The 22,747-nt window shown below is 41.0% G+C and carries 20 protein-coding genes; 9 read left to right on the top strand and 11 right to left on the bottom strand.

Annotated features, from left to right (window positions below):
- Window positions 1-63 precede the first annotated feature (63 nt).
- Window positions 64-672 (bottom strand): hypothetical protein, encoded by a 609-nt coding sequence (locus V7K60_RS11575; RefSeq protein WP_334925610.1) that lies wholly within the window; start codon window positions 670-672, stop codon window positions 64-66.
- 221 nt (window positions 673-893) lie between these two features.
- Window positions 894-1,481, bottom strand: a complete 588-nt coding sequence (locus tag V7K60_RS11580) for a thylakoid membrane photosystem I accumulation factor (RefSeq protein ID WP_334925612.1) — start codon at window positions 1,479-1,481, stop codon at window positions 894-896.
- A gap of 287 nt (window positions 1,482-1,768) precedes the next feature.
- Between V7K60_RS11580 and V7K60_RS11585 the strand changes: the two genes are divergently transcribed.
- The 3 genes from V7K60_RS11585 to V7K60_RS11595 all read left to right on the top strand — a co-directional run bounded on the left by V7K60_RS11585 (window position 1,769) and on the right by V7K60_RS11595 (window position 4,694).
- Entirely contained in the window at window positions 1,769-3,106 is a 1,338-nt protein-coding gene (locus tag V7K60_RS11585; RefSeq protein ID WP_334925614.1) for a Mur ligase family protein, read from the top strand.
- A gap of 63 nt (window positions 3,107-3,169) precedes the next feature.
- Window positions 3,170-3,988, top strand: a complete 819-nt coding sequence (locus V7K60_RS11590) for a type 1 glutamine amidotransferase (protein WP_334925616.1) — start codon at window positions 3,170-3,172, stop codon at window positions 3,986-3,988.
- Between the two features lie 82 nt (window positions 3,989-4,070).
- Entirely contained in the window at window positions 4,071-4,694 is a 624-nt protein-coding gene (locus tag V7K60_RS11595) for a Uma2 family endonuclease (protein WP_334925618.1), read from the top strand.
- A gap of 7 nt (window positions 4,695-4,701) precedes the next feature.
- Here the strand turns inward: V7K60_RS11595 and V7K60_RS11600 are convergent, their stop codons facing one another.
- Window positions 4,702-4,989, bottom strand: coding sequence for a hypothetical protein (locus tag V7K60_RS11600; RefSeq protein ID WP_334925620.1), 288 nt, complete (start codon window positions 4,987-4,989; stop codon window positions 4,702-4,704).
- Between the two features lie 353 nt (window positions 4,990-5,342).
- On the opposite strand from V7K60_RS11600, the gene V7K60_RS11605 reads away from it, so the two are divergent.
- Window positions 5,343-8,024: a COR domain-containing protein gene (locus V7K60_RS11605; protein ID WP_334925622.1), complete on the top strand. Its 2,682-nt coding sequence runs from the start codon at window positions 5,343-5,345 to the stop codon at window positions 8,022-8,024.
- Window positions 8,025-8,216: 192 nt separating this feature from the next.
- On the opposite strand, the gene V7K60_RS11610 is transcribed toward V7K60_RS11605, so the two are convergent.
- The 5 genes from V7K60_RS11610 to acnB form a co-directional block, all read right to left on the bottom strand.
- Window positions 8,217-8,822 (bottom strand): Uma2 family endonuclease, encoded by a 606-nt coding sequence (locus tag V7K60_RS11610; protein ID WP_334925623.1) that lies wholly within the window; start codon window positions 8,820-8,822, stop codon window positions 8,217-8,219.
- Between the two features lie 196 nt (window positions 8,823-9,018).
- Complete coding sequence (locus V7K60_RS11615; protein WP_334925625.1) at window positions 9,019-10,653, bottom strand: NAD(P)H-quinone oxidoreductase subunit 4; 1,635 nt, start codon at window positions 10,651-10,653, stop codon at window positions 9,019-9,021.
- A gap of 497 nt (window positions 10,654-11,150) precedes the next feature.
- Window positions 11,151-11,342, bottom strand: a complete 192-nt coding sequence (locus V7K60_RS11620) for a type II toxin-antitoxin system HicB family antitoxin (protein WP_334925627.1) — start codon at window positions 11,340-11,342, stop codon at window positions 11,151-11,153.
- A gap of 107 nt (window positions 11,343-11,449) precedes the next feature.
- Window positions 11,450-13,342 (bottom strand): NERD domain-containing protein, encoded by a 1,893-nt coding sequence (locus tag V7K60_RS11625; protein ID WP_334925629.1) that lies wholly within the window; start codon window positions 13,340-13,342, stop codon window positions 11,450-11,452.
- 193 nt (window positions 13,343-13,535) lie between these two features.
- Complete coding sequence (gene acnB, locus V7K60_RS11630) at window positions 13,536-16,196, bottom strand: bifunctional aconitate hydratase 2/2-methylisocitrate dehydratase (RefSeq protein ID WP_334925631.1); 2,661 nt, start codon at window positions 16,194-16,196, stop codon at window positions 13,536-13,538.
- A 333-nt stretch (window positions 16,197-16,529) separates the two neighbouring features.
- Here acnB and V7K60_RS11635 point away from each other — a divergent pair, with 333 nt between their 5' ends.
- From V7K60_RS11635 to V7K60_RS11655, 5 genes are all read left to right on the top strand, one after another.
- Window positions 16,530-16,850: a 2Fe-2S iron-sulfur cluster-binding protein gene (locus tag V7K60_RS11635; protein ID WP_334925632.1), complete on the top strand. Its 321-nt coding sequence runs from the start codon at window positions 16,530-16,532 to the stop codon at window positions 16,848-16,850.
- 148 nt (window positions 16,851-16,998) lie between these two features.
- A complete protein-coding gene (locus V7K60_RS11640; protein ID WP_334925634.1) occupies window positions 16,999-17,178 on the top strand; it encodes a hypothetical protein in 180 nt (59 codons plus the stop codon).
- Window positions 17,179-17,280: 102 nt separating this feature from the next.
- Window positions 17,281-18,345, top strand: coding sequence for a DUF3326 domain-containing protein (locus tag V7K60_RS11645; protein ID WP_334925635.1), 1,065 nt, complete (start codon window positions 17,281-17,283; stop codon window positions 18,343-18,345).
- Window positions 18,346-18,375: 30 nt separating this feature from the next.
- The gene (locus tag V7K60_RS11650; protein WP_334925637.1) at window positions 18,376-18,972 is read left to right on the top strand and encodes a CPBP family intramembrane glutamic endopeptidase; all 597 of its coding nucleotides are present in this window, start codon (window positions 18,376-18,378) and stop codon (window positions 18,970-18,972) included.
- A gap of 223 nt (window positions 18,973-19,195) precedes the next feature.
- A complete protein-coding gene (locus tag V7K60_RS11655; RefSeq protein WP_334925823.1) occupies window positions 19,196-19,816 on the top strand; it encodes a CP12 domain-containing protein in 621 nt (206 codons plus the stop codon).
- Window positions 19,817-19,969: 153 nt separating this feature from the next.
- Here V7K60_RS11655 and V7K60_RS11660 read toward each other — a convergent pair whose 3' ends face one another.
- From V7K60_RS11660 to V7K60_RS11670, 3 genes are all read right to left on the bottom strand, one after another.
- Window positions 19,970-21,085: an LptF/LptG family permease gene (locus tag V7K60_RS11660; RefSeq protein ID WP_334925824.1), complete on the bottom strand. Its 1,116-nt coding sequence runs from the start codon at window positions 21,083-21,085 to the stop codon at window positions 19,970-19,972.
- Window positions 21,086-21,312: 227 nt separating this feature from the next.
- Window positions 21,313-22,041: an LPS export ABC transporter ATP-binding protein gene (gene lptB / locus V7K60_RS11665; protein WP_334925639.1), complete on the bottom strand. Its 729-nt coding sequence runs from the start codon at window positions 22,039-22,041 to the stop codon at window positions 21,313-21,315.
- A gap of 30 nt (window positions 22,042-22,071) precedes the next feature.
- Entirely contained in the window at window positions 22,072-22,569 is a 498-nt protein-coding gene (locus tag V7K60_RS11670) for an LptA/OstA family protein (RefSeq protein WP_334925641.1), read from the bottom strand.
- Between the last annotated feature and the right edge of the window lie 178 nt (window positions 22,570-22,747).

Below are 22,747 nucleotides of genomic sequence, written 5' to 3' on the forward strand. Positions count from 1 at the left end.
GCAAGAGGTCTATTCTGTCCGTCATTTTGTCGTGGGTTTCAGTATTGCTACCCAACACATCAATCAACCAATGGGGCGATTTCCGGGATTGACTGCATGAATATATTCACTACCCGATCGCGGTCTTCCTCGTTTATAATAAGCCTCTTCTGGTTTACCCCATCCTAGCTGCAAAATCATTTCCAAAAAGCTAGAATTTTCCCATTTGCACAAACTTGCCCACTCTGTTCTTTTAACAATTCTTTCTACATCAGATGTGACAATTTGTTGGTGTTGTTTACTATTATTAAAACTCAAGTATAAATCCATCCCTATAGTGACATCATACCAAAATTCTACGATGGAATTTTTAGCAGCTTTTAATATCTCTAAGTCACCATTGAGGGCAATTAACTCAGTATCTATTTCGGGATAGTGCAAGTTTTTTCCTTTAACTGTCACTTCCCGCCAGATAATACCAGAAACTCGATTTTCTCTTTGATAGTCGTGAATTGCAGTTTTGAAATCTTGATACGCAGTAAACTGTTGCAACCCATCAGTGCTGATAAACTGGTCAATTACAGGATTGCCAGAGACTTTTATTTCTAATTTTAAGCGTTTTCCTTTGAGGCAAGCTTGGCGTTCGGCTGCCAAAATTTGAATTAGTTCCTGGGTGGTGTAAACCTTTGACATCAGAATACACTTTAGTTAATTATTGGGCACTTGTACTGAGCGTTCGCGTAGCGTCTCGTAGAGAAGCCGAAGTATTGGGCATTGATTACGGACTATAGACTATGGATTAATTTTCTCAATTGTGAATACAGATATTTCAATATTATGCTTTGACATCGGTGGCAATGTAGTAACAGATATAACTAAAAATTAGGGCAGACCAATTTGACCTGCCCCATAAGTTACTTAGCTAACTCACTACTAAACTCGTTAAAAGCTCGCCGCTTTAGCTGTGCTGTTTCAGTGCGTGGTAATAAATCAAAGATTTTACGAAATTGATCGTCTATCTCTTCAAAAGGTACTTGACCCTTTTTATTCAAAACTACCTCACCTGATTTATTAAACACCACGACTTGAGGAACACCCCCAGAATAGTAATATCCTACTTCTTTAGGGTCGTAGGTCTGTTTAGGCGGGATAGTATCTACATTAATCGGGATAATTTCTGCTACCCTACCATAGAATTCCTGTACCCGTGAAATGGAAATGGCATATCTTTTGGACTCGCTGCTGTCATCTATATAAAAGGCCAAAAATACGGGTTTATGTTCCGCTAAAGACTGTGCAAGTGTCTGTCTGGGAGGAACCAATGAACCATTGCCAGCATAAACGACAAAGATGTTGCCATCATATAAATCATTATTAAGACCAGCACATGCAGGTTGCATACTTATAATGAAAAGACTTACAAGCAACAACAGGCATTTGGACAACCACCTTCGCCAGCTAGTAATTTGTGTATGTAAAAAAAGAAACTTTGTGCTATTCATCAAAAGGAACCTTGCAAGCTACTACTTGTTGTAAGTTTGTGCTGAATTCGGCCAACTGAGCTGGATATGTAATTACGCCCACGCACTATTTTTTAAGATAACGCCTACTGAGATTATCTCTTGCAAGTGGCTGGTATCGCTACGCGCAAGTCAAAACAGAGGTAAAGTAGCGCAACAATCCAAAATTCAAAATTGTGATGACTGGCTTTTTCAGTCAGGATTCGCTAAACTCACAAGATTAAATTTGCACTTTTAATTAGCAACCGCCAGAAGACTAGGGTACAGATGTGGGAAACAAAATACAATTCATAGATAGGCTGCGATTGGGTTTTGCGGTGTCAGTGGCAAAAAGTGTGACGTTTATTGTGCGATCGCTCCGTCTGGGTGCTGCTAGTGTATTACCAGGCTCAATTGCTCGTCGCATTGAACCCCGCCTTTTACAATTATTGAGTCAGCAAGTTAAAAACGGGGTGATTTTAATTGCTGGTACTAACGGCAAAACCACTACAGCGCTGCTTTTATGCACAATACTAGAACGCAAGGGTTTTCGTGTCACTCATAATTCTACAGGTGCAAATCTGGAAAATGGCTTGATGACGGCGCTGTTAGAAAGCACCAACTTACTAGGCACGCTAAATTCTGATTACGCCATTTTGGAAGTTGATGAAAATATTGTACCGAAGGTATTAACGCCACTCCAGCCGCGAATCATTCTTTGTTTAAACTTATTCCGCGACCAACTTGATAGGTACGGCGAAGTAGACACAATTAGTAAGCGTTGGACAAAAGTTATTTCTACCCTGCCACCAGAAACGGTAGTAATTCCCAATGCTGATGACCCAACTTTATCTAACCTCGGTCAGCAGTTACCCCAACGGGTGTTATTCTTTGGCTTGAATGAACCAGAACATTATCTAGAAGCAATTCCTCACGCTGTTGATTCTATTTATTGTCCCAGATGTGGGCATTCCCTAGATTACAAAGGTGTTTATTTGTCTCATTTGGGAGATTTTACTTGTCCCAAGTGTGGTTTTAGTAAAAGTAAACCGACTCTGGAAAGTAATGAATGGTCGCAAATTCTGGTTGGTTTGTACAACAAATATAATACTTTGGCGGCTGTAACTGCGGCTATTGAGTTAGGAGTTGATGAAGCAACAATCAGAGATACTATTAACAATTTTCAAGCTGCCTTTGGTCGGGCTGAAGATTTAGTAATTAATGGTAAACGAGTGCGAATATTGTTATCAAAAAATCCTGTAGGAACGAATGAAACCATTCGCGTAGTTACTCAAAGCACAGATAAAACCACACTGCTAGTATTGAACGATCGCACGCCCGATGGCACTGATGTATCCTGGATTTGGGACGTAGATACCGAGAAATTAGTCGAACGGGGAGGCACTTTAGTAGTGAGTGGCGATCGCGTCTACGATATGGCACTACGTCTACGTTACAGCCAAAAGTCCCCTGAGAGTAACTTAAATTTAATAGTCGAAGAAGATTTGCGACAAGCGATCGCTACTGCATTAGAGCATACACCAGAGAATGAAACTTTGCACATTCTACCTACCTATTCAGCCATGTTAGAAGTGCGAGAAGTTCTGACTGGTCGGAAAATTCTTTAAATTTGTTATTTGTCATTGGTCATTGGTCATTTGCGATCATCCCATTCCCTATTCTCCAAATTTATGAGTTCTCAAAATTTAGAATTAACGATAGGTTGGCTTTATCCGACGCTGATGAGTACTTATGGCGATCGCGGTAATGTAATTACTATAGAACGTCGCGCTCAGTGGCGGGGATACGATGTTAAAGTATTACCCTTGGATCAAAATTCCACAGCCGCAGATATTAAAACTGTCGATGTAATCGTTGGTGGTGGCGCACAAGACCGTCAGCAAGAAATTGTCATGCGCGATTTGCAAGGTGCGAAAGCTGATGCAATGCGCGACAAAATCGAAAATGGAACACCAGGCGTGTTTACCTGTGGTTCACCCCAACTGCTAGGACATTATTATGAACCAGGCTTGGGACAACGAATTGATGGTTTAGGAATACTCGATTTAGTTTCTGTGCATCCTGGTGAAAATACTAAGCGCTGTATTGGCAACTTAGTAATTGAAGTGACAGCTTCCCGTCTGGCGCGAGATTTAAAAGAGATGACAGGTAGCACACCATATTTAGTAGGCTTTGAAAATCACGGCGGACGCACCAAACTGGGAAAAGTGGAACCTTTGGGGCGAGTGGTGTACGGTTTGGGAAATAATGGTGAAGATGGGACAGAAGGAGCATTTTATCAGAATGCGATCGCTACTTATTCCCACGGCCCATTGTTACCGAAAAATCCCTTTGTTGCAGATTGGTTAATTCAAACAGCGCTGCGGCTAAAGTATCAGCAGGAAATTATCTTAACACCTTTTGACGACAGCCTCGCGGCACAAGCACGAGAAGCGATGTTTAAGCGATTGAAAGTCAGTTTACCAAGTGCTGCTGCGGCGAAAGTTTAACCTCAGTTCGCTGATTAAGCCTCTCTCCGTGTCGGGGAGAGGTTTGGAGAGGGGTCAAATTTGACACAAAAGAAGGCAAAGCATGACTCAAACCTTAGGCAAACTAGTAACATTTGATGAATTTATCGCCTGGTATCCCGAATCTTCAGACAGGCATTATGAACTACATGATGGGGTAATTGTTGAAATGCCTAAGCCAACAGGGAAGCACTCAGAGATAGCTGGGTTTATCAATGGTTCTTTGTTTATTGAAATCACCCGTTTGTCTATTCCTTGTTTTATCCCGAAAGAATGCGTCATCAAGTCAGTTAACACTGATTCAGGTTATGAACCAGATGTAATCGTTCTTGATAGACAAGCTGTTATGGATGAACCTCGTTGGAAAAAAGAATCTATTATTACGCGGGGTAGTTCCGTCAAGTTGGTTGTAGAAGTTGTTTCAACCAACTGGAGTGATGATTATGCTTTGAAGCTAGAAGATTACGAGTCTTTGGGTATTCCTGAATATTGGATTGTAGACTATCTAGGCTTAGGTGGTAGGCGCTTTATTGGCAATCCTAAACAACCAACTATCTCAATTTATCAATTAATTGAAGGTGAGTATCAAGTTAGGCAATTTAAGGGAAATGACCGCATTCAGTCGCCAGCGTTCCCAGAGTTTAATTTAACTGCTGAACAGATTTTTCAAGCTGGAGAAGTCGCGTAAAAAACGGCTAAAGAAGTAAAAGAACCATCAAAGACTCATTCACGAGTATCAAAGACTCGTCCGCGAGTATCAAAGACTCGTCCGCGAGTATCAAAGACTCGTCCGCGAGTATCAAAAACTCGTCCACGAGTATCAAAGACTCGTCCGCGAGTATCAAAGACTTGTCCACGAGTATCAAAGACTCGTCCACGAGTATCAAAGACTCGTCCGCGAGTATCAAAGACTCGTTCACGAGTGTCAAAGACTCGTTCACGAGTATTAAAGACTCGTCCACGAGTATCAAAGACTCATTCACAAGCTAATCTGAGCCATTGGTAATGATAAATTCTTTTTAGATTCCGTAAAAATCATTAGCGCTCATGTAGTGCTACATAGGATAGTAAATTGCTTTGATATCTTGTAGCATTCTCAATTAGTAGCCGCGATCACCTGAAACTCGAAGTTCCAGGCTGATAGCTAAAGTCCACTTAATGTGGACTAAAACCTAAGTCTGGAAAGAATTTAGCCCTCTTAAGAGGACTTTTGCTATTAGCCATAGGTTTACAACCTATGACGGTTGTTGGAATTAATGCAAAATATTAATATTAGCGAGATTAGTAAGCGTTCAGGGGCATTACATATAATTTTTGTTAACAGGTGAACTTCATTATGGCAAACACGCCTCAACGTTTCCTTGAAAAAATCAGAGAAGCGAAAGAGAAACGGCTTAAAGAATTAAATTTAAGCAATGATTGGAATACTGATGACAAGGAAAAATTAACAGAAATTCCTGCTGAAGTATTTGAACTGGAATGGTTGGAGGTTTTGAATTTAAGCTACAACCAATTAACGACACTGCCAGAAGCGATCGCTGATCTACAAAAACTCACTTCCCTGGATTTAAGCCACAACCAATTAAGGACGCTGCCAAAAGCGATCGCCCGCCTGCAACAACTCACCTCCCTGAATTTAAGCCACAACCAATTAACGATACTGCCACAAGCGATCGCTGATCTACAAAAACTCACCTCCCTGAATTTAAGCTACAACCAATTAACGACACTGCCACAAGCGATCGCTGATCTACAAAAACTCACCTCCCTGGATTTAAGCGACAACCAATTAACGACACTGCCACAAGCGATCGCCCGCCTGCAACAACTCACCTTCCTGGGTTTAAGCGACAACCAATTAACGACACTGCCACAAGCGATCACCCGCCTGCAACAACTCACTTCCCTGGATTTAATCGGCAACCAATTAACGACGCTGCCAAAAGTGATCGACCGCCTGCAACAACTCACCTCCCTAAATTTAAGCTACAACCAATTAACGACACTGCCAGAAGCGATCACCCGCCTGCCACAACTCACTTCCCTGGATTTAAGCGGCAACCCCATCGAAAAGCCACCGCTAGAAGTAGTTGAAAATGGTATTGAGGCGATTAAACATTATTTCCGGCAACTGAAAGCACAAGGCACAGATTATCTCTACGAGGCAAAGTTACTAATTGTCGGCCAAGGAGGAGCAGGAAAAACAACACTGGCTAAGAAAATTGAAGACCAAAATTATCGACTGCGAGAGGAAGACTCTACGAAGGGAATTGAGGTAATCCGGTGGAGTTTCTCAATGGAAAATAGACGAAAATTTCGAGTCAATATCTGGGATTTTGGGGGGCAAGAGATTTACCATGCAACTCACCAGTTTTTTCTCACCAAGCGTTCCCTCTATGTTTTAGTGGCAGATAATCGCAAGGAAGACACGGATTTTGATTACTGGCTAAATGTGGTGGAACTGTTGAGCGATAACAGTCCACTGCTAATCATCAAAAATGAGAAACAAGACCGCCACTGGGAAATTAATGAACTCCAGTTACGGGGGCAGTTTACTAATTTGAAGGAGACTTTAGCAACAAACCTTGCGACCAACAGAGATTTAAAAAAAGTTTTAGATAAAATCAAGCATTACGTTAAAGACCTACCCCATATTGGCAGCCCGCTCCCAAAAACCTGGGTTAGAGTCCGGCAAGCTTTGGAGAGTAACCCACACAATTACATCCGCTTGGATGAATACCTGAACATTTGCCAACAAAATGGCTTCACCCAAAGAAATGACAATTTGCAGTTGAGCAGCTATCTGCACGATTTGGGAGTATGCTTGCACTTCCAAGAAGACCCACTTTTGAACAAGACCGTTATCCTCAAACCCAAGTGGGGTACTGATGCAGTTTACAAAGTGCTGGATAATGAAGAAGTGATGCGCAACCTGGGCAGATTTACCCGGTCTGGCTTGGCAAACATCTGGCGTGAACAGGAATACACCATGATGCATGATGAACTCTTGCGTCTGATGATCAACTTCAAACTGTGTTACGAAATTCCTAGAAGCCAAGGAGAGTATATTGCTCCACAACTGCTATCTGCTGATCAACCCTTTTATGACTGGAATCCAACCAACAACCTGATCCTGCGTTACACTTACGAGTTCATGCCCAAAGGTATCATCACCCAGTTCATCGTCGTCATGCACGAGTTTATGAATAAACAGTGGAAAAGCGGCGTCGTTCTCAGCAAAGACCAGACGAAGGCAGAGGTGATTGAATATTACGGCAAGCGAGAGATTAAGATTCGAGTCTCAGGTCGTCACAAAAGAGATTTGATGACCATAGTTACACATGAACTCGATAAAATTCATAAATCTTATAAGCTACTGAAGTACAACGAATTAATTCCCTGTAATTGTGTCACTTGCAAAGATAGCCAAGAGCCACAGTTTTATGTACTTAAGGAATTGCAACAGTTTATCGCCGATAAGCAAGACCGGATTCAATGTCGAAATAGCTATCAAATGGTTAATGTCTCGAGCTTAATTGATGATGTGAAGGATAAAAGCAAGTTACTTAAAGTAAAGAATAATTTTATGACAGAACGATCTAAACCAGAAGAAAATTCTCAACCAGAAGTGCATAGACCATCTTCACAAGTTTCACCTGCTGAACGTGGAATAGCGCTTGGTATGGCTCTGGCGGTCTTAGTACTCTTTATTGTTCTTGTCCTTTACCCACGAGCAATGGAAAGTGGCACTCTAGCAATAATTAGATTTTTAGCAGCCGTATTTGCTGCGATATCAGCTTATATCATGTCCGGTAGTCTTCATTTAGAAGCATACGTACCTTTGAGTAAAACTTATATTAAAGCTACAGGGGCATTTGCGGCGTTTGTCCTTGTATTCCTTCTATTCTTTTATGGAATCCCAGCATCCGAAAATTCAGATAAGTCCAAGCCTATTTCAGATGCGAACACAACCATAACGGCGATCGCCAGCGTGAATCAACAGAGCGATTGCACTTAATATTAATAATTAAAAGCGATCGCACCACCTCAACATCTTACTGTTCTTCGCTCTTTTCTTGAAGGAGCGCTCAAACCACATTTTATTGTTGTTGAAGTGCAAACTTCATATCTGTCAACTCTAATTTTCCGAATAAATACTGTTATTGTACTTATGTTAGTCTTTTTCAGTACTGTAAAACTAGCTTATTTCCTACCAAATCTGACTTAAATCCAAAACAAAGCCAGGTAATAACGATTCATCATAAAGTATCTTAGGATCATCTAATTTCTCAACCGGAATATTAGGACGATAAATAAAAACTTGGCGTTGTTTTCTATCAATTAACCAACCAAGTTGTGTGCCATTATCAATATACTCTTGCATCTTGTCTTGCAAAATTTGCAAGTTGTCGCTCTCAGAACGCAATTCAATCACAAACTCAGGACAAATCGGTGCAAATTTTTTTCGCAGTTCCAATGGTATGGCTTCCCAGCAATCGCGTTTTATCCACGCTGCATCGGGCGAGCGCACTGCACCATTAGGCAAAGTAAACCCACCACTGGAACCAAAGCCTACACCTGTACTATCTTGCTTTGTCCAAATACCCAACTGAACAATAATGTCAAAGTTATGTTGATCGGTTTCGGAACCAGTAGGTGGCATAATCATTAATTCTCCCACAGCATTACGTTCGATACGAAAGTCGGGGTTTAACTGACAAAACTCGTAAAATTGATCTTCGGTTAATGCGATCGCAGGTTGCAATTGCAAGACCATTGGTATAATTTCTGTGACTACAGGTAAGTTGGTTGTCATAATTGCTTTTTGGCTACTTCACTTGCCTTCACTATAATCTCTTCACGCTCTAGGGCGAAATGTGGGTTAACTCTGCCCTTACCTAAAAATCTATTTCAACTCAATAATTCCAAAATTTTAGGGGTAGTTATGAAACTACCCCTTTATTCTCCTAATATTTAGAATTTACTTGCAGATCCCTTAATGGTAAGTTAATTTACTCAGAAATGTTAATCAAACTTTCAACTTGAGAAGTAGCCAATGTTGGTGCAGAGAAAATCCGCGAGTATAGACTTGATGGTTGTTGATGAGCAACAACTGGTAGAACTTGACGAGCATGGGTGGCTAATTCTACTGCTTTCACATCATAAGTCTGCGTTGCTAATTTGGGATAAAACCCGATTCCGATGATTGGCAGTAGCAAACAAGCAGTAATAAATATTTCGCGGGGTTTGACATCAGATATTACAGCATCCAAGTGTAACTCTTCTCTGCGAGACGCTACGCGAAGATTTTGCTCACCGTAGAACACTTGACGCAGCATCGATAGTAAATAAATCGGTGTCAAAATCACACCGACTGCTGACAGCAGCACGACTACAACTTTAAAGCTGGAACTGTAAACATCACTGCTGGCGATACCCAGAAACACCATCAACTCACCCACAAAACCACTCATTCCGGGTAAGGCGAGAGAAGCCATTGAACCAATGGTAAATAGAGCAAAGGTTTTGGGCATTACCTTAGCCATACCGCCCATTTGATCCATCATCAAGGTGTGAGTGCGATCGTAAGTCACGCCAGACAGGAAGAACAAGCTAGCAGCAATCAAGCCGTGGGAAACCATCTGTAACACTGCACCACTGATACCCAGCTCGGTGTAAGAGGCAATCCCAATCAGCACAAACCCCATGTGGGCAATTGAAGAGTAAGCCAAGCGGCGTTTGAGATTGGTTTGAGCAAAGGCACAGCAAGCACCGTAGACAATATTAACCACACCCAAAACTGCTAACACTGGGGCAAAAGTTACATGGGCATTGGGCAACATTTCCACATTGAATCGGATCAGAGCATAACCACCCATTTTTAACAACACACCAGCCAAAATCATCGAACCGGGTGCTGATGCTTCACCGTGAGCATCAGGTAGCCAAGTGTGTAAAGGGAAAATCGGCATTTTCACACCAAAGGCAATTAAGAAACCTGCATAAACCAACAATTCCAAAGTTTTGGGGTATTCTTTCATTCCCAGAGTCGCCATGTCGAAGGTGACAGTATCTCCAGAAAAGACAAGTGCAAAACCGGCAATCAAGATAAATATTGATGCAGCGGCGGTGTAAAGAATGAACTTAGTAGCAGCATAACGGCGGTTTTGTCCTCCCCAGATGGAAATCAGCAGGTAAACCGGCACTAACTCGATTTCCCACATTAGGAAGAATAACAGCAAATCTTGGGCAACAAATACGCCAAGTTGGGCACTGTACATCGCTAACATCAAACCATAAAATAATCGCGGCTTGGTAGTAACTTTCCAAGCCGCGAATATTGCGAGGGTATTTATTAAGCCTGTCAGAAGCAGTAAGGGCATCGATAAACCATCAACCCCCACAGCCCAATGCAAACCCAACTGCGTTATCCAAGGATAGTTTTCTATAAGTTGGAGTCTTGAACTCTGGAAGTCATACTTATACCAAAAGGCATAAATTATCAGTCCAAAGTCGGCGATCGCAACTCCCAGACTATACCACCGCACAGTTCTACCTTCCTTGTCTGGGATTAGGGGGATGGCTAAGGTAGCCACCAAGGGTAAGAGGATTATGGCTGTTAGCCAGGGAAATTCAATAGCATTCATCACTTCTGACAATCAATTTGCCTTATCGCTTTTAATTTAATTAACTATATTAAGTAATCAATACTTTTGTAAACATTTTTTAACTCTAAAATATTAAATTTTTGACAAAGATAAGAACATATACTCATTAAATGTCAAATTTTCAGGATAAATAAGAATAAATACTTATCGATTTTTGACGATTCTATTCTAAATGTAAACTTTTGCAACGTCAACTAAAGCCACCGTTACAATACAGTTACATTTCCTGCTTTAGCCGAATTGTCAGGGCTTATGAATTTCGTCGAACAATTGCAGCAAGTCCCAGACTATAGGCACATCCAGGGACGAAGACATGAATTATGGTTGGTATAAAAAATTAGTGAGATGGCGATCATACAGCAATTAATATACGAAGTCTACGATGGGCGACACTTACGCACTTTGACGTAAACTTTCTCGATCTCGAAGATTTATCATACTAATTCAGTGTCTTCCACTGCCAAAAACTCATGTAATTATTCTATATTGAGTAAAGTATGGTAAATATTAGGTTCGATTTTATAGACTTCGACAAAAGAGGCGATCGCTTCATTAAGTTGCTTGATTGCTAATTCTTGATTTATCCCTTGTCCTACGAGTCCATTTTCTAGGCATAAAGCAACCCAGTAACCTGCACTCTTTCGCAAAACTGTTGTGTATAAGTCCATAAATGCTTATTATTGAGAGAATAGCTGAAGTAATATTTAATTCTGGGGGGTTAGGTCTGTGTGCGAAGTGCGAAGGTGCGATCGCATTTTATAATCTTGACGAGTTTTCAAGTTTTCAAAAAATCATTCTCAACAAGTTCTTTAAAGAAACTGTGATATCGAGAATTTCCAATATTAATTATTATGAAATTATGTCTACATCTTGTCAGTCCTGTGTATACCAATTCATCTATCGAAATTTCATGCTCACTATTTTCAGTAACACCAGCTTCAATAATAAGGAATAGCGTATTTATCTCCCAGCCTTTAAAACTATGAATGGTAGATAACTTAACATTTCCTGGATTCATCCAAAAATTAAATTTTTTGTTTTCCCTAAGTTTTTTTATGTCATTTTCAAGGTATTTACTTTGACTGTGTAATTTGTCATACATTTCCTTAGTTTCAAATATTGTCTGAGTCTTCTCATGTTTATGATTTCTGATTAAATAATCTATATCTTTAAGTATTTCTATTCGCGGTGATAAAAAACAGATATCATTAGGATGTTTGTTTAATTGAAATATTAGAGAATAGATATCATCAACTATTGTCCCTATATAAGTTAATTTATCATAATAAATATATTGAAAATATTCTTCTAAAGGGAAAAGACTTCCCTGAGAGTTAATTTTAATGAGTTCATCTACCTCATACTTGCCATCAAAAAAATGTCTTTGGAATTTACAAGCTACATTTGCTATATTCGTTGTAAGTCTAAATGATTCTTTAAAAACATTCCATTGACTATATATACCTGCTGCTTTAAAATCTTTATATTCATTTAATGGTCTATTATAAATATTTCGCTTTACATCACCAAATACTACATACTCTCCACCTTCATCCCAAAAATATTTTCTTATAATTCGCTGCCATTCTACTTTATAGTCTTGAAGTTCATCTATCAAAATTACCTGATACTTCTGTATTTTTTCCTTTACGTCTTCAAAAACTTGTTCATTAGAATAATATTTATTTTCCAAATATTCTGATTTTTTATCGTTACTCAAGTTTTCAAAATCTCGTGGTAATTGAATCTCTATCCCTAAGTTATTAAATTCTGCTGTTAAAAAATTATGATAGTTAGTTATATATAAATTATCCCAATTAAACTCTTCTCTAACATCACTAATTTTATCATAAATATAGTTTTTAAGAGTTATGTTATAAGTCAGAATTAAAACTTTGCTGCCAGTTCTTTTATGTGCATTGACTGCTCTTTGTGCCAATATCTGCGTTTTTCCAGAACCAGCTACTCCTTTAATCTTTCGGCCTGTACGAGTAGTCTCACTTTTAACCAATTTTTTCTGTTGTGAGTTAAAATGAGTTATTATACCTTGTTCCAAAGTATGAAGTGGTGGTTGAAGGTAGCGCCTAAAACTATTATAAATAGTATCATTAAAAAGCGGTGATGGTTTATAAAGCCCTTGCTCACTAAGTATTACTCTAAGTTTTTCAATATTAATAGAGTCATTTCCAAATACTTTTACATATTTGTTGTCATTATCTGATAAAGCATTTAATAGAAAATTGTTTAATGTCTCTTGGTTTGCATTATGGAAGTAAACCGCACAAGAAACAATTCCAAAAAACTTTTGATTGTCTATTTTATTTTCTAACAAGTTTTCAATGTGCAAATTATATAAATTGTCTTTGTAAGTTTGTACTTGAGCAATAGGAGATTTTATAATCGCACCGTTCTGCTTTAATCTCCATTTTTTATTACTATCTATGTAGTAAGATTCTAAATCCCAATCTTTCACTTCTATTATCATCACTCGGTAATTCTTTCGCATGATAATAAAATCTGGCTTATCTCCATTTAAAAAGGGTTGAGAGTATATTTCATAATCGTTTGAAAGAAGATTTTTTAAGGAATCTAGTAAATGCTTTTCTCCCTTAGTTGGTTGAACCTTTAACCGTGTAATATTTTCTTCTGAAGGTAATAGTATTGACATTTTTTATTCCTTGAAAAAGAGTAGAAAATTGCTTTATTCCTTTAGACTTAAACTCAGATTATTATTCATTCTCAAGCAATGACCTCAGTAGTAATCCCTAAAAAATACTATATAAATTACAAAAGCCCGCATTAGCGGGCTTCGTTCGTCTAGCCACAGGTTTTAACCTACGGCATTTCATGTCAATTATTACCTACCTCGCCGCAGTCGGCATACCCAAAATATCCTCAAGTCTCGGCATATCTTCCAACGCAATCACGCGCCCTTCATTCTCAAAACCGACGATTTGATCAAAGTTCAAATACCGATACAAATCATCGGCAAAAGGATGAATTCTCCTCGCTACAACATCCAAGTATTCCTGCACTGTCGGAAGCCGTCCCAGCAAAGCACAAACTGCGGCTAATTCTGCTGAACCAAGATACACTCGCGCATCTTTACCCATGCGATTATTGAAGTTACGGGTAGAGGTAGAAAACACTGTTGTCCCATCAGCAACTCGCGCCTGATTACCCATGCACAAACTGCATCCTGGTATTTCTGTTCTAGCACCCGCAGCCCCAAAAATACTATATACACCTTCTTCTTTTAGCTGGTGTTCATCCATGCGGGTTGGTGGTGAAATCCACAGGCGAGTTTTCACTTCACCTGCACCTTCCAAAACTTTGGCTGTTGCCCGATAATGACCGATATTCGTCATACAAGAACCAACGAATACTTCTTGCACTGGATCATTAGCAACTTCCGATAATAATTTAACATTATCGGGGTCATTGGGAGCAGCTACAATTGGTTCTTTGATTTCGTTCAAATCAATTTCAATTATTTCAGCATACTCCGCATCACCATCGCCTTCTAATAACACCGGATTTGCTAACCATTCTTCCATCTTTGCCACACGGCGTAGCATGGTACGCGGATCATGATAGCCTCGTGCTATCATATTTTTCAGCAGCGCGACGTTGGAACGCAGATATTCAGAAATTGTCTCTACACTCAGCTTAATTGTACATCCGGCACAAGAACGCTCGGCACTAGCATCGGTGAGTTCAAAGGCTTGTTCAACTTTTAAATCTGGCAAACCTTCTATTTCCAGAATTCGCCCAGAGAAAACGTTTTTCTTATTTTGCTTCTCTGCTGTCAGCAAACCTTTTTGAATTGCCACGTAGGGAATGGCATTCACGACATCGCGCAGGGTGATACCTGGTTGCAATTCACCTTTAAATCTTACCAAAACTGACTCTGGCATATCTAAAGGCATCACACCCAAGGCTGCTGCAAAGGCCACTAATCCAGAACCGGCGGGGAAGGAAATACCCAAGGGGAAGCGGGTGTGAGAATCGCCGCCAGTTCCCACAGTGTCGGGTAGCAGCATCCGATTTAACCAGGAGTGGATGATACCATCACCGGGGCGGAGGGCAACACCGCCACGGGAGGCAAAGAAATCGGGGAGTTCGTGATGGGTTTTGATGTCTACTGGTTTGGGATAAGCAGCAGTGTGGCAGAAACTTTGTATCACTAAGTCTGCACTGAAACCAAGACAGGCGAGTTCTTTCAATTCGTCGCGGGTCATGGGGCCTGTGGTATCTTGAGAACCAACAGTAGTAATGATGGGTTCGCAGGATGTGCCGGGACGCACACCAGGTAATCCGCAAGCTTTACCTACCATTTTCTGTGCTAGGGTGTAGCCTTTACCTGTATCAAAGGCTTGCTGGGGACGGGTAAAAACTGTGCTGGCTTCTAAACCAAGTGCAAGACGAGTTTTGTCGGTGAGGGTACGTCCGATAAGTAGGGGGATGCGTCCACCTGCGCGGACTTCATCGAGGATGGTATCAGGTTTGAGGGCAAAGGTGGAAATGACTTCGCCTGCTTCATTTGTGATTTCGCCTTTGTAGGGATGGATGGTAATTACCATGCCAGTTTCCAGTTTGGTGACATCGCACTGAATAGGCAAAGCACCGGCATCTTCAGCTGTGTTAAAGAAAATAGGCGCGATCGCACCACCTAAAACATAACCCCCAGCGCGTTTGTTTGGCACAAAAGGTATATTATTTCCCATGTGCCACAATACGGAGTTGATGGCAGATTTACGCGAGGAACCTGTACCAACTACATCTCCTACGTAAGCTACAGGATGCCCTTTTTTCTTCAACTCGGCAATGGTTTTCAAACTTCCCGGTTGCCGTGACTCTAACATCACTAAGGCGTGTAAGGGAATATCTGGGCGAGTTGTGGCACTTTGGGCGGGGGATAAGTCGTCGGTATTGGTTTCGCCAGGGACTTTAAAAACGGTGACAGTAATCGCTTGTGGTACTGTGGGGCGAAGGGTAAACCATTCAGCTTCCGCCCAAGAGTCAATCACCCGCTTGGCGAAAGGATTGGTTTTAGACAATTCTAAAACATCGTGGTAAGCGTCATACACTAAGAGGATTTTGCTTAAAGCGTTGGCGGCGTAAGCGGCGATGGGTTCCTTTCCTTGTCCACCCATTACTAGAGGTGTTTCGGATGAGTCTGAAACAGATACGGTGGGCCATTGCAGCAGTTCGATTAAAGATTGCACATTGTAACCACCTACCATCGTGCCCAGCAATTGCACCGCTTCTATGCGCGAAACCAAGGGACTGGTAATTTCCTTTTTGGCAATGGCAGTGAGAAATCCGGCTTTGACATAAGCTGCTGGATCAACACCAGGAGAAACGCGATCGCTCAATAAATGCAATAATATATCCTCTTGACCCTTGGGCGGATTTTTCAGTAATTCGCACAGTTCAGATGTCTGCTTTGCATCCAATGGTAAGGGGGGAATTCCCAGTGCGGCTCTTTCGGCAACGTGTTTACGATATGATTCCAGCATTCTTAACTTCACTCCAAATATTTAGTCAAACATTGTTTAAGTGTGTATCATCACTTCCCTAGTTTTTAAAGCATTCAACCTCACAAGTCTTTACAAATAGAATTAACAGGAAGTGAATTTCCTTACTTTAAGTTTTTTGTCTAGCAAGGACTTATAATTATCACTGTATAACTATTTTTCTTGATAAGGCTCTTTGAAAATAATTCTCTTTTCGTCTTTGTTAACTTGGTAATGTGCTTATTTATCAGATAAAATAACCTTCTTGTCCACTGAACTTATGAACGGCCAAAGCCTGAATCTCTAAAGTTCTCGTTGCATCACCTTCCTTTGTATATGTCCAAAACTTACACTGTAGAAATTAATCACCAAGGCAAAATTCATACTTTGCAAGTTCCCGAAGATGAAACGATCTTATCAGTTGCCGATGCTGCTGGTTTGGAACTGCCGAGTTCTTGTAATGCTGGTGTTTGTACAACTTGCGCCGGTCAACTATCTGAAGGAACTGTGGATCAAACTGATGGCATGGGCGTTAGTCCAGATTTACAAAAGCAAGGTTATGTATTGCTTTGTGTTGCGAAACCCCTTTCTGATTTGAAACTTGAGACAGAAAAGGAAGACATCGTTTATCAGTTACAATTTGGCAAAGACAAATAATCTGTGAGCAGTTATTAGTATATCGGATAATTATTCATAACTGAATAACTGTTCACTAAACATTTCCAAATCTGATAAATAACATAAGTATTTCATCGCCACTGACATCAGCTATTCTATAAACTACAAATCAACAGGATTTACCAAGATGACAACTCATTTTATTACCGCAGAAATTGATTTACAAGAAACTCCTGCAGAATTACTAGAAGTAATTGAAAAAGAGTTGAAGAAACAAGGTGAACCCCTCCGTTGGGCAATTACCTCTGTAGACGTTGACGAACAAAAAGCGACAGTTGAAGCTGTGGTGACTACACCTAAGAGTTAGGAGAGATGAGATTAATCGCGTCTGTACAGGAGTTAGGAGTTAGTCTTTGATGGCTTGTGATTCATAAACTCATCATTCATAACTCAGCACTCATAACTTAAGATGAATCGTCTATACACCGCTATCTTAATTGTACCAACTGGCGTTGGGGCTGCCATTGGGGGTTATGCAGGAGATGCTTTGCCTGTTGCCAAAGTTATAGCACAGGTTTGCGATCGCTTAATTACTCACCCCAATGTCCTTAATGGCGCAAGTTTATATTGGAATCTACCAAACGCTTTCTATGTTGAAGGTTATGGGCTTGACAAATTCTCTTCTGGATGCTGGGGTTTACGTCCAGTCCGCACTAATAAAGTAGGTTTGCTTTTAGACCAAGGCATTGAGCCACAGTTACGGCTACGACATATACAAGCCGCCGATGCAGTCAGAGCAACTCTGGGATTGACCTTAACAGATTATGTAATTACTGATGCCCCATTAAATGTAGAATTACGGACTACAGCATCGGGGGCTAGTTGGGGAACAATTGGCAACCCGGATAGTTTATTACGGGCAGCTGAGATATTAATTAAAAAAGCGGGGGCAGAAGCGATCGCAGTTGTTGCCCGTTTCCCTGATGATATGGATAAGGAAGCAGTACAGAAATATCGCCACGGTGAAGGCGTAGATCCTTTAGCAGGTGCAGAAGCCGTAATTAGCCATTTGCTAGTGCGAACCTTTCAAATTCCTTGCGCCCATTCTCCCGCCCTTTTGAGCGAACCTCCACAACCTGATTTATCACCCCGTTCCGCCGCCGAAGAATTGGGCTATACCTTTTTGCCCTGCGTCCTAGTCGGATTAAGTCGTGCCCCACAATTTATAGTAGAGAAAGGAGCAATCGCATCACAGCAAGACGATATCTGGGCAAATGAAGTGGATGCTGCGATCGCACCTGCAACTGCTTGTGGTAGCAGTGCTTTACTAAGCTTAAGCCAAAGACGATGCCAAATAATTACAGTAGAAGAAAATAAAACTCTGATAAAAGTTTCTCCCCAAGTCTTGGGGATCAAATCTATACAGGTAAACTCGTATTTAGAAGCAGTAGGTGTATTGGTAGCACACAAAGCAGGCATCAATCCCTGCGCTCTCCGTCCCAAATTATTACCTTTGCAGTCAATTAGTCATTAGTCATTAGTAATTAGTTGCCCCCTAAAACCCGTGATTGAACAACAAAAGCAAGAGCCAGAAATTCCATACCTGACGCGCATCCAAGTACTTGGGGCGATGGGAGCGACTGCAATCATTTTGTTGATAGTCGCCAAACTTTCGTTATACTTTGGCAACTTTTCGCTATTTTCTTGGGACTTGAATCCAAGAGAGTTGCTGTTAGGTGTAGGGTTGGGGTTTGTACTCACCGCGTTAAGTGGCTTAACTTACCGCCTATGGGCTGCCTATCGTAAGAGTGCAGATTATTACCTAGAAGTAGTACTGAAGCCTTTAGCTTTACCAGATTTAATTTGGCTGGGGTTGTTACCAGGGTTGAGTGAAGAATTGTTATTTAGAGGTGTGATGCTACCAGCTTTAGGCTCTGATCTTACAGCTGTAATTGTATCCAGTCTTTGCTTTGGCATCTTGCATTTTAGTGGTTCCCAACAATGGCCTTATGTAATTTGGGCAACAATTGTTGGGATGATATTGGCATATAGTACCCTGCTCACGGGCAACTTGTTAGTGCCGATTGTCGCTCATATTATTACCAATTGGATTTCTAGCTATTTCTGGAAAATGCGGCAATTTTCGGTAATTAAAAAATAAATATTTGTTGATCGGCAGAATGTTATTACAATTTATGCCTAGTTTTTGGGCATTGGTTACATTGGATAACATCAGAAGTTGACAACTGGTCTAATTTATTGTTGTAGCTGGGCAAAAGTTCAACTTTTTTTACTTTCTAGTTAGCCAACTGTGCGTTGCAATGCTTCGATACGTCCATAAGGGCGCTGTGCTGCACCGGACTATTAACCAGGAGACTACAGCAATGATGAAAGCTGAAGATATCATGAGCAAAGACGTAGTTACCATTCGCGGTTCGGCAACTGTTGCTGAAGCGGTGGGGCTGATGAAGGATAAAGGATTGCGGGCGCTGGTTGTGGATCGTCGCTATGACAATGATGCTTATGGCATTGTCACAGAAACGGATATTGTTTATAAGATAACAGCCTACGGGAAAGATCCAAAGCAAGTGCGGGTTTATGAAATTATGAGCAAGCCCTGCATTGTGGTCAATCCTGATTTGGGTGTAGAATATGTAGCGCGGTTATTTGCTAACACTGGTATTCATCGCGCACCTGTGATTCAAGGCAAGCTGTTGGGCATCATCTCGATTACCGACATTTTGACTAAAAGCGACTTTGTGGAAGCGCCAAAAGCGCTACTGCTGGAAGAGAGAATTCAAAAAGCAATTGAGCAAGCTCGTGCTATTTGCACTGAACAAGGTGCTTATTCTAAACCCTGTGCAGCTGCCTGGGATGAGGTAGAAGAACTTCAGGCAGAAGCAGCTCATCAGAAATCTGAGGGTATGATATCAGCTAAAGTTTCTTTTGAAGAATACTGCAAGGAAAACCCTGATGCACCACAATGTCGAAATTATCACCCGTAATTGAAGTGGGGGATGAAGGAGAATAATAGACATCTGGTGAAAAAGAATGTAGAGACGTACCACTGCTATGTTTCTACAAGGGTTATGCGATAACGCATATTTAATTTCGCCAGATGTTTAATATTGTTTGTGTACTTCCGTATTCCCCTCAATTTACCGTCTGGCAACTCGTATCAATAAGAATAAACCTATTCCCAAAAAAAGAAAGTTGGGCAACCAAGCCCCCATAAAGGGAGAGAGGACACCTGCTTGTGCGATCGCCCCACTAACAAAGAAAATTAAGTAGTACGAAAATATAACTAGGACACTAATCCCAAAGCTTGTACCTCTCCCCGTTCGCTGGGGTATGCTTCCCATCGCTGCACCTACCAAGCCAAAAACCACGCATACAAAAGGCAAAGAGATTTTTTGTTGAATCCGCACTTCAAGTTTACGAATTTTTTGGCGATCGCCACCAAGATTTTCCACTTCTAGTTGATTTAGTGCTTCAGAAATATTCATCTCACCATAATCGCGGCTTTTTTCTGCCAAACTTAATGGCGTGCGCGGTAATAGCAGTTGTTGGTGTTCAAATTTGACGATATTGCGATAAGAGCGATCGGCAGCAACAAAATAGATTGTACCGTTGTAAAAATCCCAGACATTTTGAGAAGGATTCCACTGAGCAGATTCTGATACGACAATTTGATTCAGATTTTTTGTTGAGCGATCTATAATTGTCAACCCTGTCATCCGCTTACCATCAAATTGGTCGGCGTAAAACAAGCGTGTCAATATCCGATTCTTAGAACCATCCGCCTGGGGAACATCCTGGTATTCAGGATAGAAAATATTTTGCTGTTTAAAAGTTGGCTTGTCTGATTTCAAGGCTTTTTCTAAAGTCATCGCCGCTTGATAATTTGCTGCTGGTGCAATTTCTTCGTTAAACACAAATGTCGTTCCTGTGACTACAAGACTTAACATCACAGCAGTTAGCACCATGCGATAGACACTTACGCCACAACCACGCAGGGCAATTAGTTCGCTCTCGCTAGAAAGACGACTGTAGGTCATCAAAGTAGCCAGCAGCGTAGACATGGGGAAAGCTAAAACGATAAAATTGGGAAATTTTAACAAAAAAACTTGAATAGCAATGTCTATGGGTAGCCCAGATTCGACAATTTTTCTGATGAGATCGAATACAGCATCAATGGTGACGCCAATTGATGAAAAAGCTCCGACACCAAAGAAAAACGGCGCTAACAATTCGCTGGCAAGATAGCGATCCATAATCGTAAAAGGCAGCAGCGAATAGAGACTGTTGAAAGACGTGAGCTTCTTTGATATCATAAGCAACTTTAAAATTCAAATATTGGCAACCCTGGCAAAGCAAAGCATCTCTACTGTATTTACTATCAAAATTAAATACTTAATGGCTAAAAGCTAACTAATAAATTCATGCTGAAGAATCAAAAATCAAAATATCCTTTGAAATTTTTAACTAAATAATTATCAATTTAGACTTGAAAATTATCCCCCAAATAATATTGCCGCACCAGGGAGTTGCTGTAGAGTTCGTCAGCAGCGCCAAAAGCGAGAATTTGTCCCTCACGCATGATGTAGGCGCGATCGGTGATAGCGAGGGTTTCGCGGACATTATGATCTGTAATTAAGATTCCCATGCCGCGATCGCGCAGTCGTGCTACGATTTGCTGAATTTCTGAGACTGCGATCGGATCAACTCCCGCAAATGGTTCATCCAAAAGTAAAAATTTTGGCCCTTCTCGTCCAGCAGCTAAAGACCTTGCTAATTCCGTCCGCCGTCTCTCACCACCAGAAAGTTGAATTCCTTTACTCCTAGCTAATTTTTCCAACCGAAACTCCCGCAGTAAAGTTGTGAGTCGTCTTGACCACTCCCATCGTGGCACATGAGTTTGCTCTAGCACCAACAGAATATTATCCTCTACCGAGAGTTGGCGAAAAACACTTGCTTCTTGTGCTAGATAGCCAATACCCAGTCGTGCCCTTTCATGCATTGGCATTCCCGTTACCTCTACATTACCCAGCCAGACTTTTCCTTGATTGGGTTTTTCTAAACCTGTAGCAATGTAAAAGGTTGTGGTTTTACCAGCCCCATTGGGGCCTAGTAAACCAACAACTTCACCCTGAGCAACAGAAAGGTTGACACGATTGACAATTACTCGCTTGCCGTAAGATTTGTGAATATTCTCTAAAACAATTTTCACGCTGGAAGCACCCTTTCTTGGTGGTCAATGCTAATTAGAAGGCTTCAAAGGTGGTGTCTTTGGGGCAGGTGTCGCAGTTTGTCCATTATTATCTGATTCCTGCACCATGTAGATAGACTCTACCTGACGGTTGGATTGGGGTAAAGCAACAAATCGCCCTTGATCAATTAAATAAGTTACTTTCTCCGCCCGAATACTGTTACCGCCCTGTTGCAAAATATAGACGTTGCCGCTGAAATCAATTCGGCGTTCTTTACTAAAATATTGTGCTTGGGCAGATGTTGCCTGAATTTGGCGAGCCGGATACAACATTTGCACATTACCGCGAGCGGTGATTACTTGATTTTTAGCGTCATATTCTTGCACATCAGCACGGATAGTGAGGGGGCGATTTGCCTCAGATGTTTGTGCAGTAGCGGTTTGCACTTGGGTAGGGAAGGCGAAAGCGCTCAAGAGTGCAGCTGGCAGCATTAAAGCTAATCCAAAGCGACGTATTTGGGATAAGGGCAATTGATAGCAGGGCATCATAGCAATTGGGGATTTAGGATTTCAACTTGCATTCTAATTATCTCAAGTACTTTATCCAGATTATGAAATATACAATCTGGAGTGATTTCTGATAACTACTGGCTGAAATAGTGACGCTACCCCCAACCTCAAGGTTTCAGGTAATTGACATAAGAAGTGAAAATGACGTAGGCACAAT

Origin of the sequence: Nostoc sp. (assembly GCF_036917555.1) — a bacterium.
Classification (GTDB): Bacteria; Cyanobacteriota; Cyanobacteriia; order Cyanobacteriales; family Nostocaceae; genus Nostoc.

What these genes read in the sequence shown, in the direction of transcription:
- V7K60_RS11625 (WP_334925629.1), bottom strand. Translation starts at nt 13,342, where the DNA reads ATGTCAATACTATTACCTTCAGAAGAAAATATTACACGGTTAAAGGTT.
- V7K60_RS11595 (WP_334925618.1), top strand. Translation starts at nt 4,071, where the DNA reads ATGACTCAAACCTTAGGCAAACTAGTAACATTTGATGAATTTATCGCC.
- acnB (WP_334925631.1), bottom strand. Translation starts at nt 16,196, where the DNA reads ATGCTGGAATCATATCGTAAACACGTTGCCGAAAGAGCCGCACTGGGA.
- V7K60_RS11575 (WP_334925610.1), bottom strand. Translation starts at nt 672, where the DNA reads ATGTCAAAGGTTTACACCACCCAGGAACTAATTCAAATTTTGGCAGCC.
- V7K60_RS11620 (WP_334925627.1), bottom strand. Translation starts at nt 11,342, where the DNA reads ATGGACTTATACACAACAGTTTTGCGAAAGAGTGCAGGTTACTGGGTT.
- V7K60_RS11640 (WP_334925634.1), top strand. Translation starts at nt 16,999, where the DNA reads ATGACAACTCATTTTATTACCGCAGAAATTGATTTACAAGAAACTCCT.
- V7K60_RS11655 (WP_334925823.1), top strand. Translation starts at nt 19,196, where the DNA reads ATGATGAAAGCTGAAGATATCATGAGCAAAGACGTAGTTACCATTCGC.
- V7K60_RS11670 (WP_334925641.1), bottom strand. Translation starts at nt 22,569, where the DNA reads ATGATGCCCTGCTATCAATTGCCCTTATCCCAAATACGTCGCTTTGGA.
- V7K60_RS11635 (WP_334925632.1), top strand. Translation starts at nt 16,530, where the DNA reads ATGTCCAAAACTTACACTGTAGAAATTAATCACCAAGGCAAAATTCAT.
- V7K60_RS11580 (WP_334925612.1), bottom strand. Translation starts at nt 1,481, where the DNA reads ATGAATAGCACAAAGTTTCTTTTTTTACATACACAAATTACTAGCTGG.
- V7K60_RS11590 (WP_334925616.1), top strand. Translation starts at nt 3,170, where the DNA reads ATGAGTTCTCAAAATTTAGAATTAACGATAGGTTGGCTTTATCCGACG.
- V7K60_RS11610 (WP_334925623.1), bottom strand. Translation starts at nt 8,822, where the DNA reads ATGACAACCAACTTACCTGTAGTCACAGAAATTATACCAATGGTCTTG.
- V7K60_RS11615 (WP_334925625.1), bottom strand. Translation starts at nt 10,653, where the DNA reads ATGAATGCTATTGAATTTCCCTGGCTAACAGCCATAATCCTCTTACCC.
- V7K60_RS11605 (WP_334925622.1), top strand. Translation starts at nt 5,343, where the DNA reads ATGGCAAACACGCCTCAACGTTTCCTTGAAAAAATCAGAGAAGCGAAA.
- V7K60_RS11645 (WP_334925635.1), top strand. Translation starts at nt 17,281, where the DNA reads ATGAATCGTCTATACACCGCTATCTTAATTGTACCAACTGGCGTTGGG.
- V7K60_RS11660 (WP_334925824.1), bottom strand. Translation starts at nt 21,085, where the DNA reads ATGGATCGCTATCTTGCCAGCGAATTGTTAGCGCCGTTTTTCTTTGGT.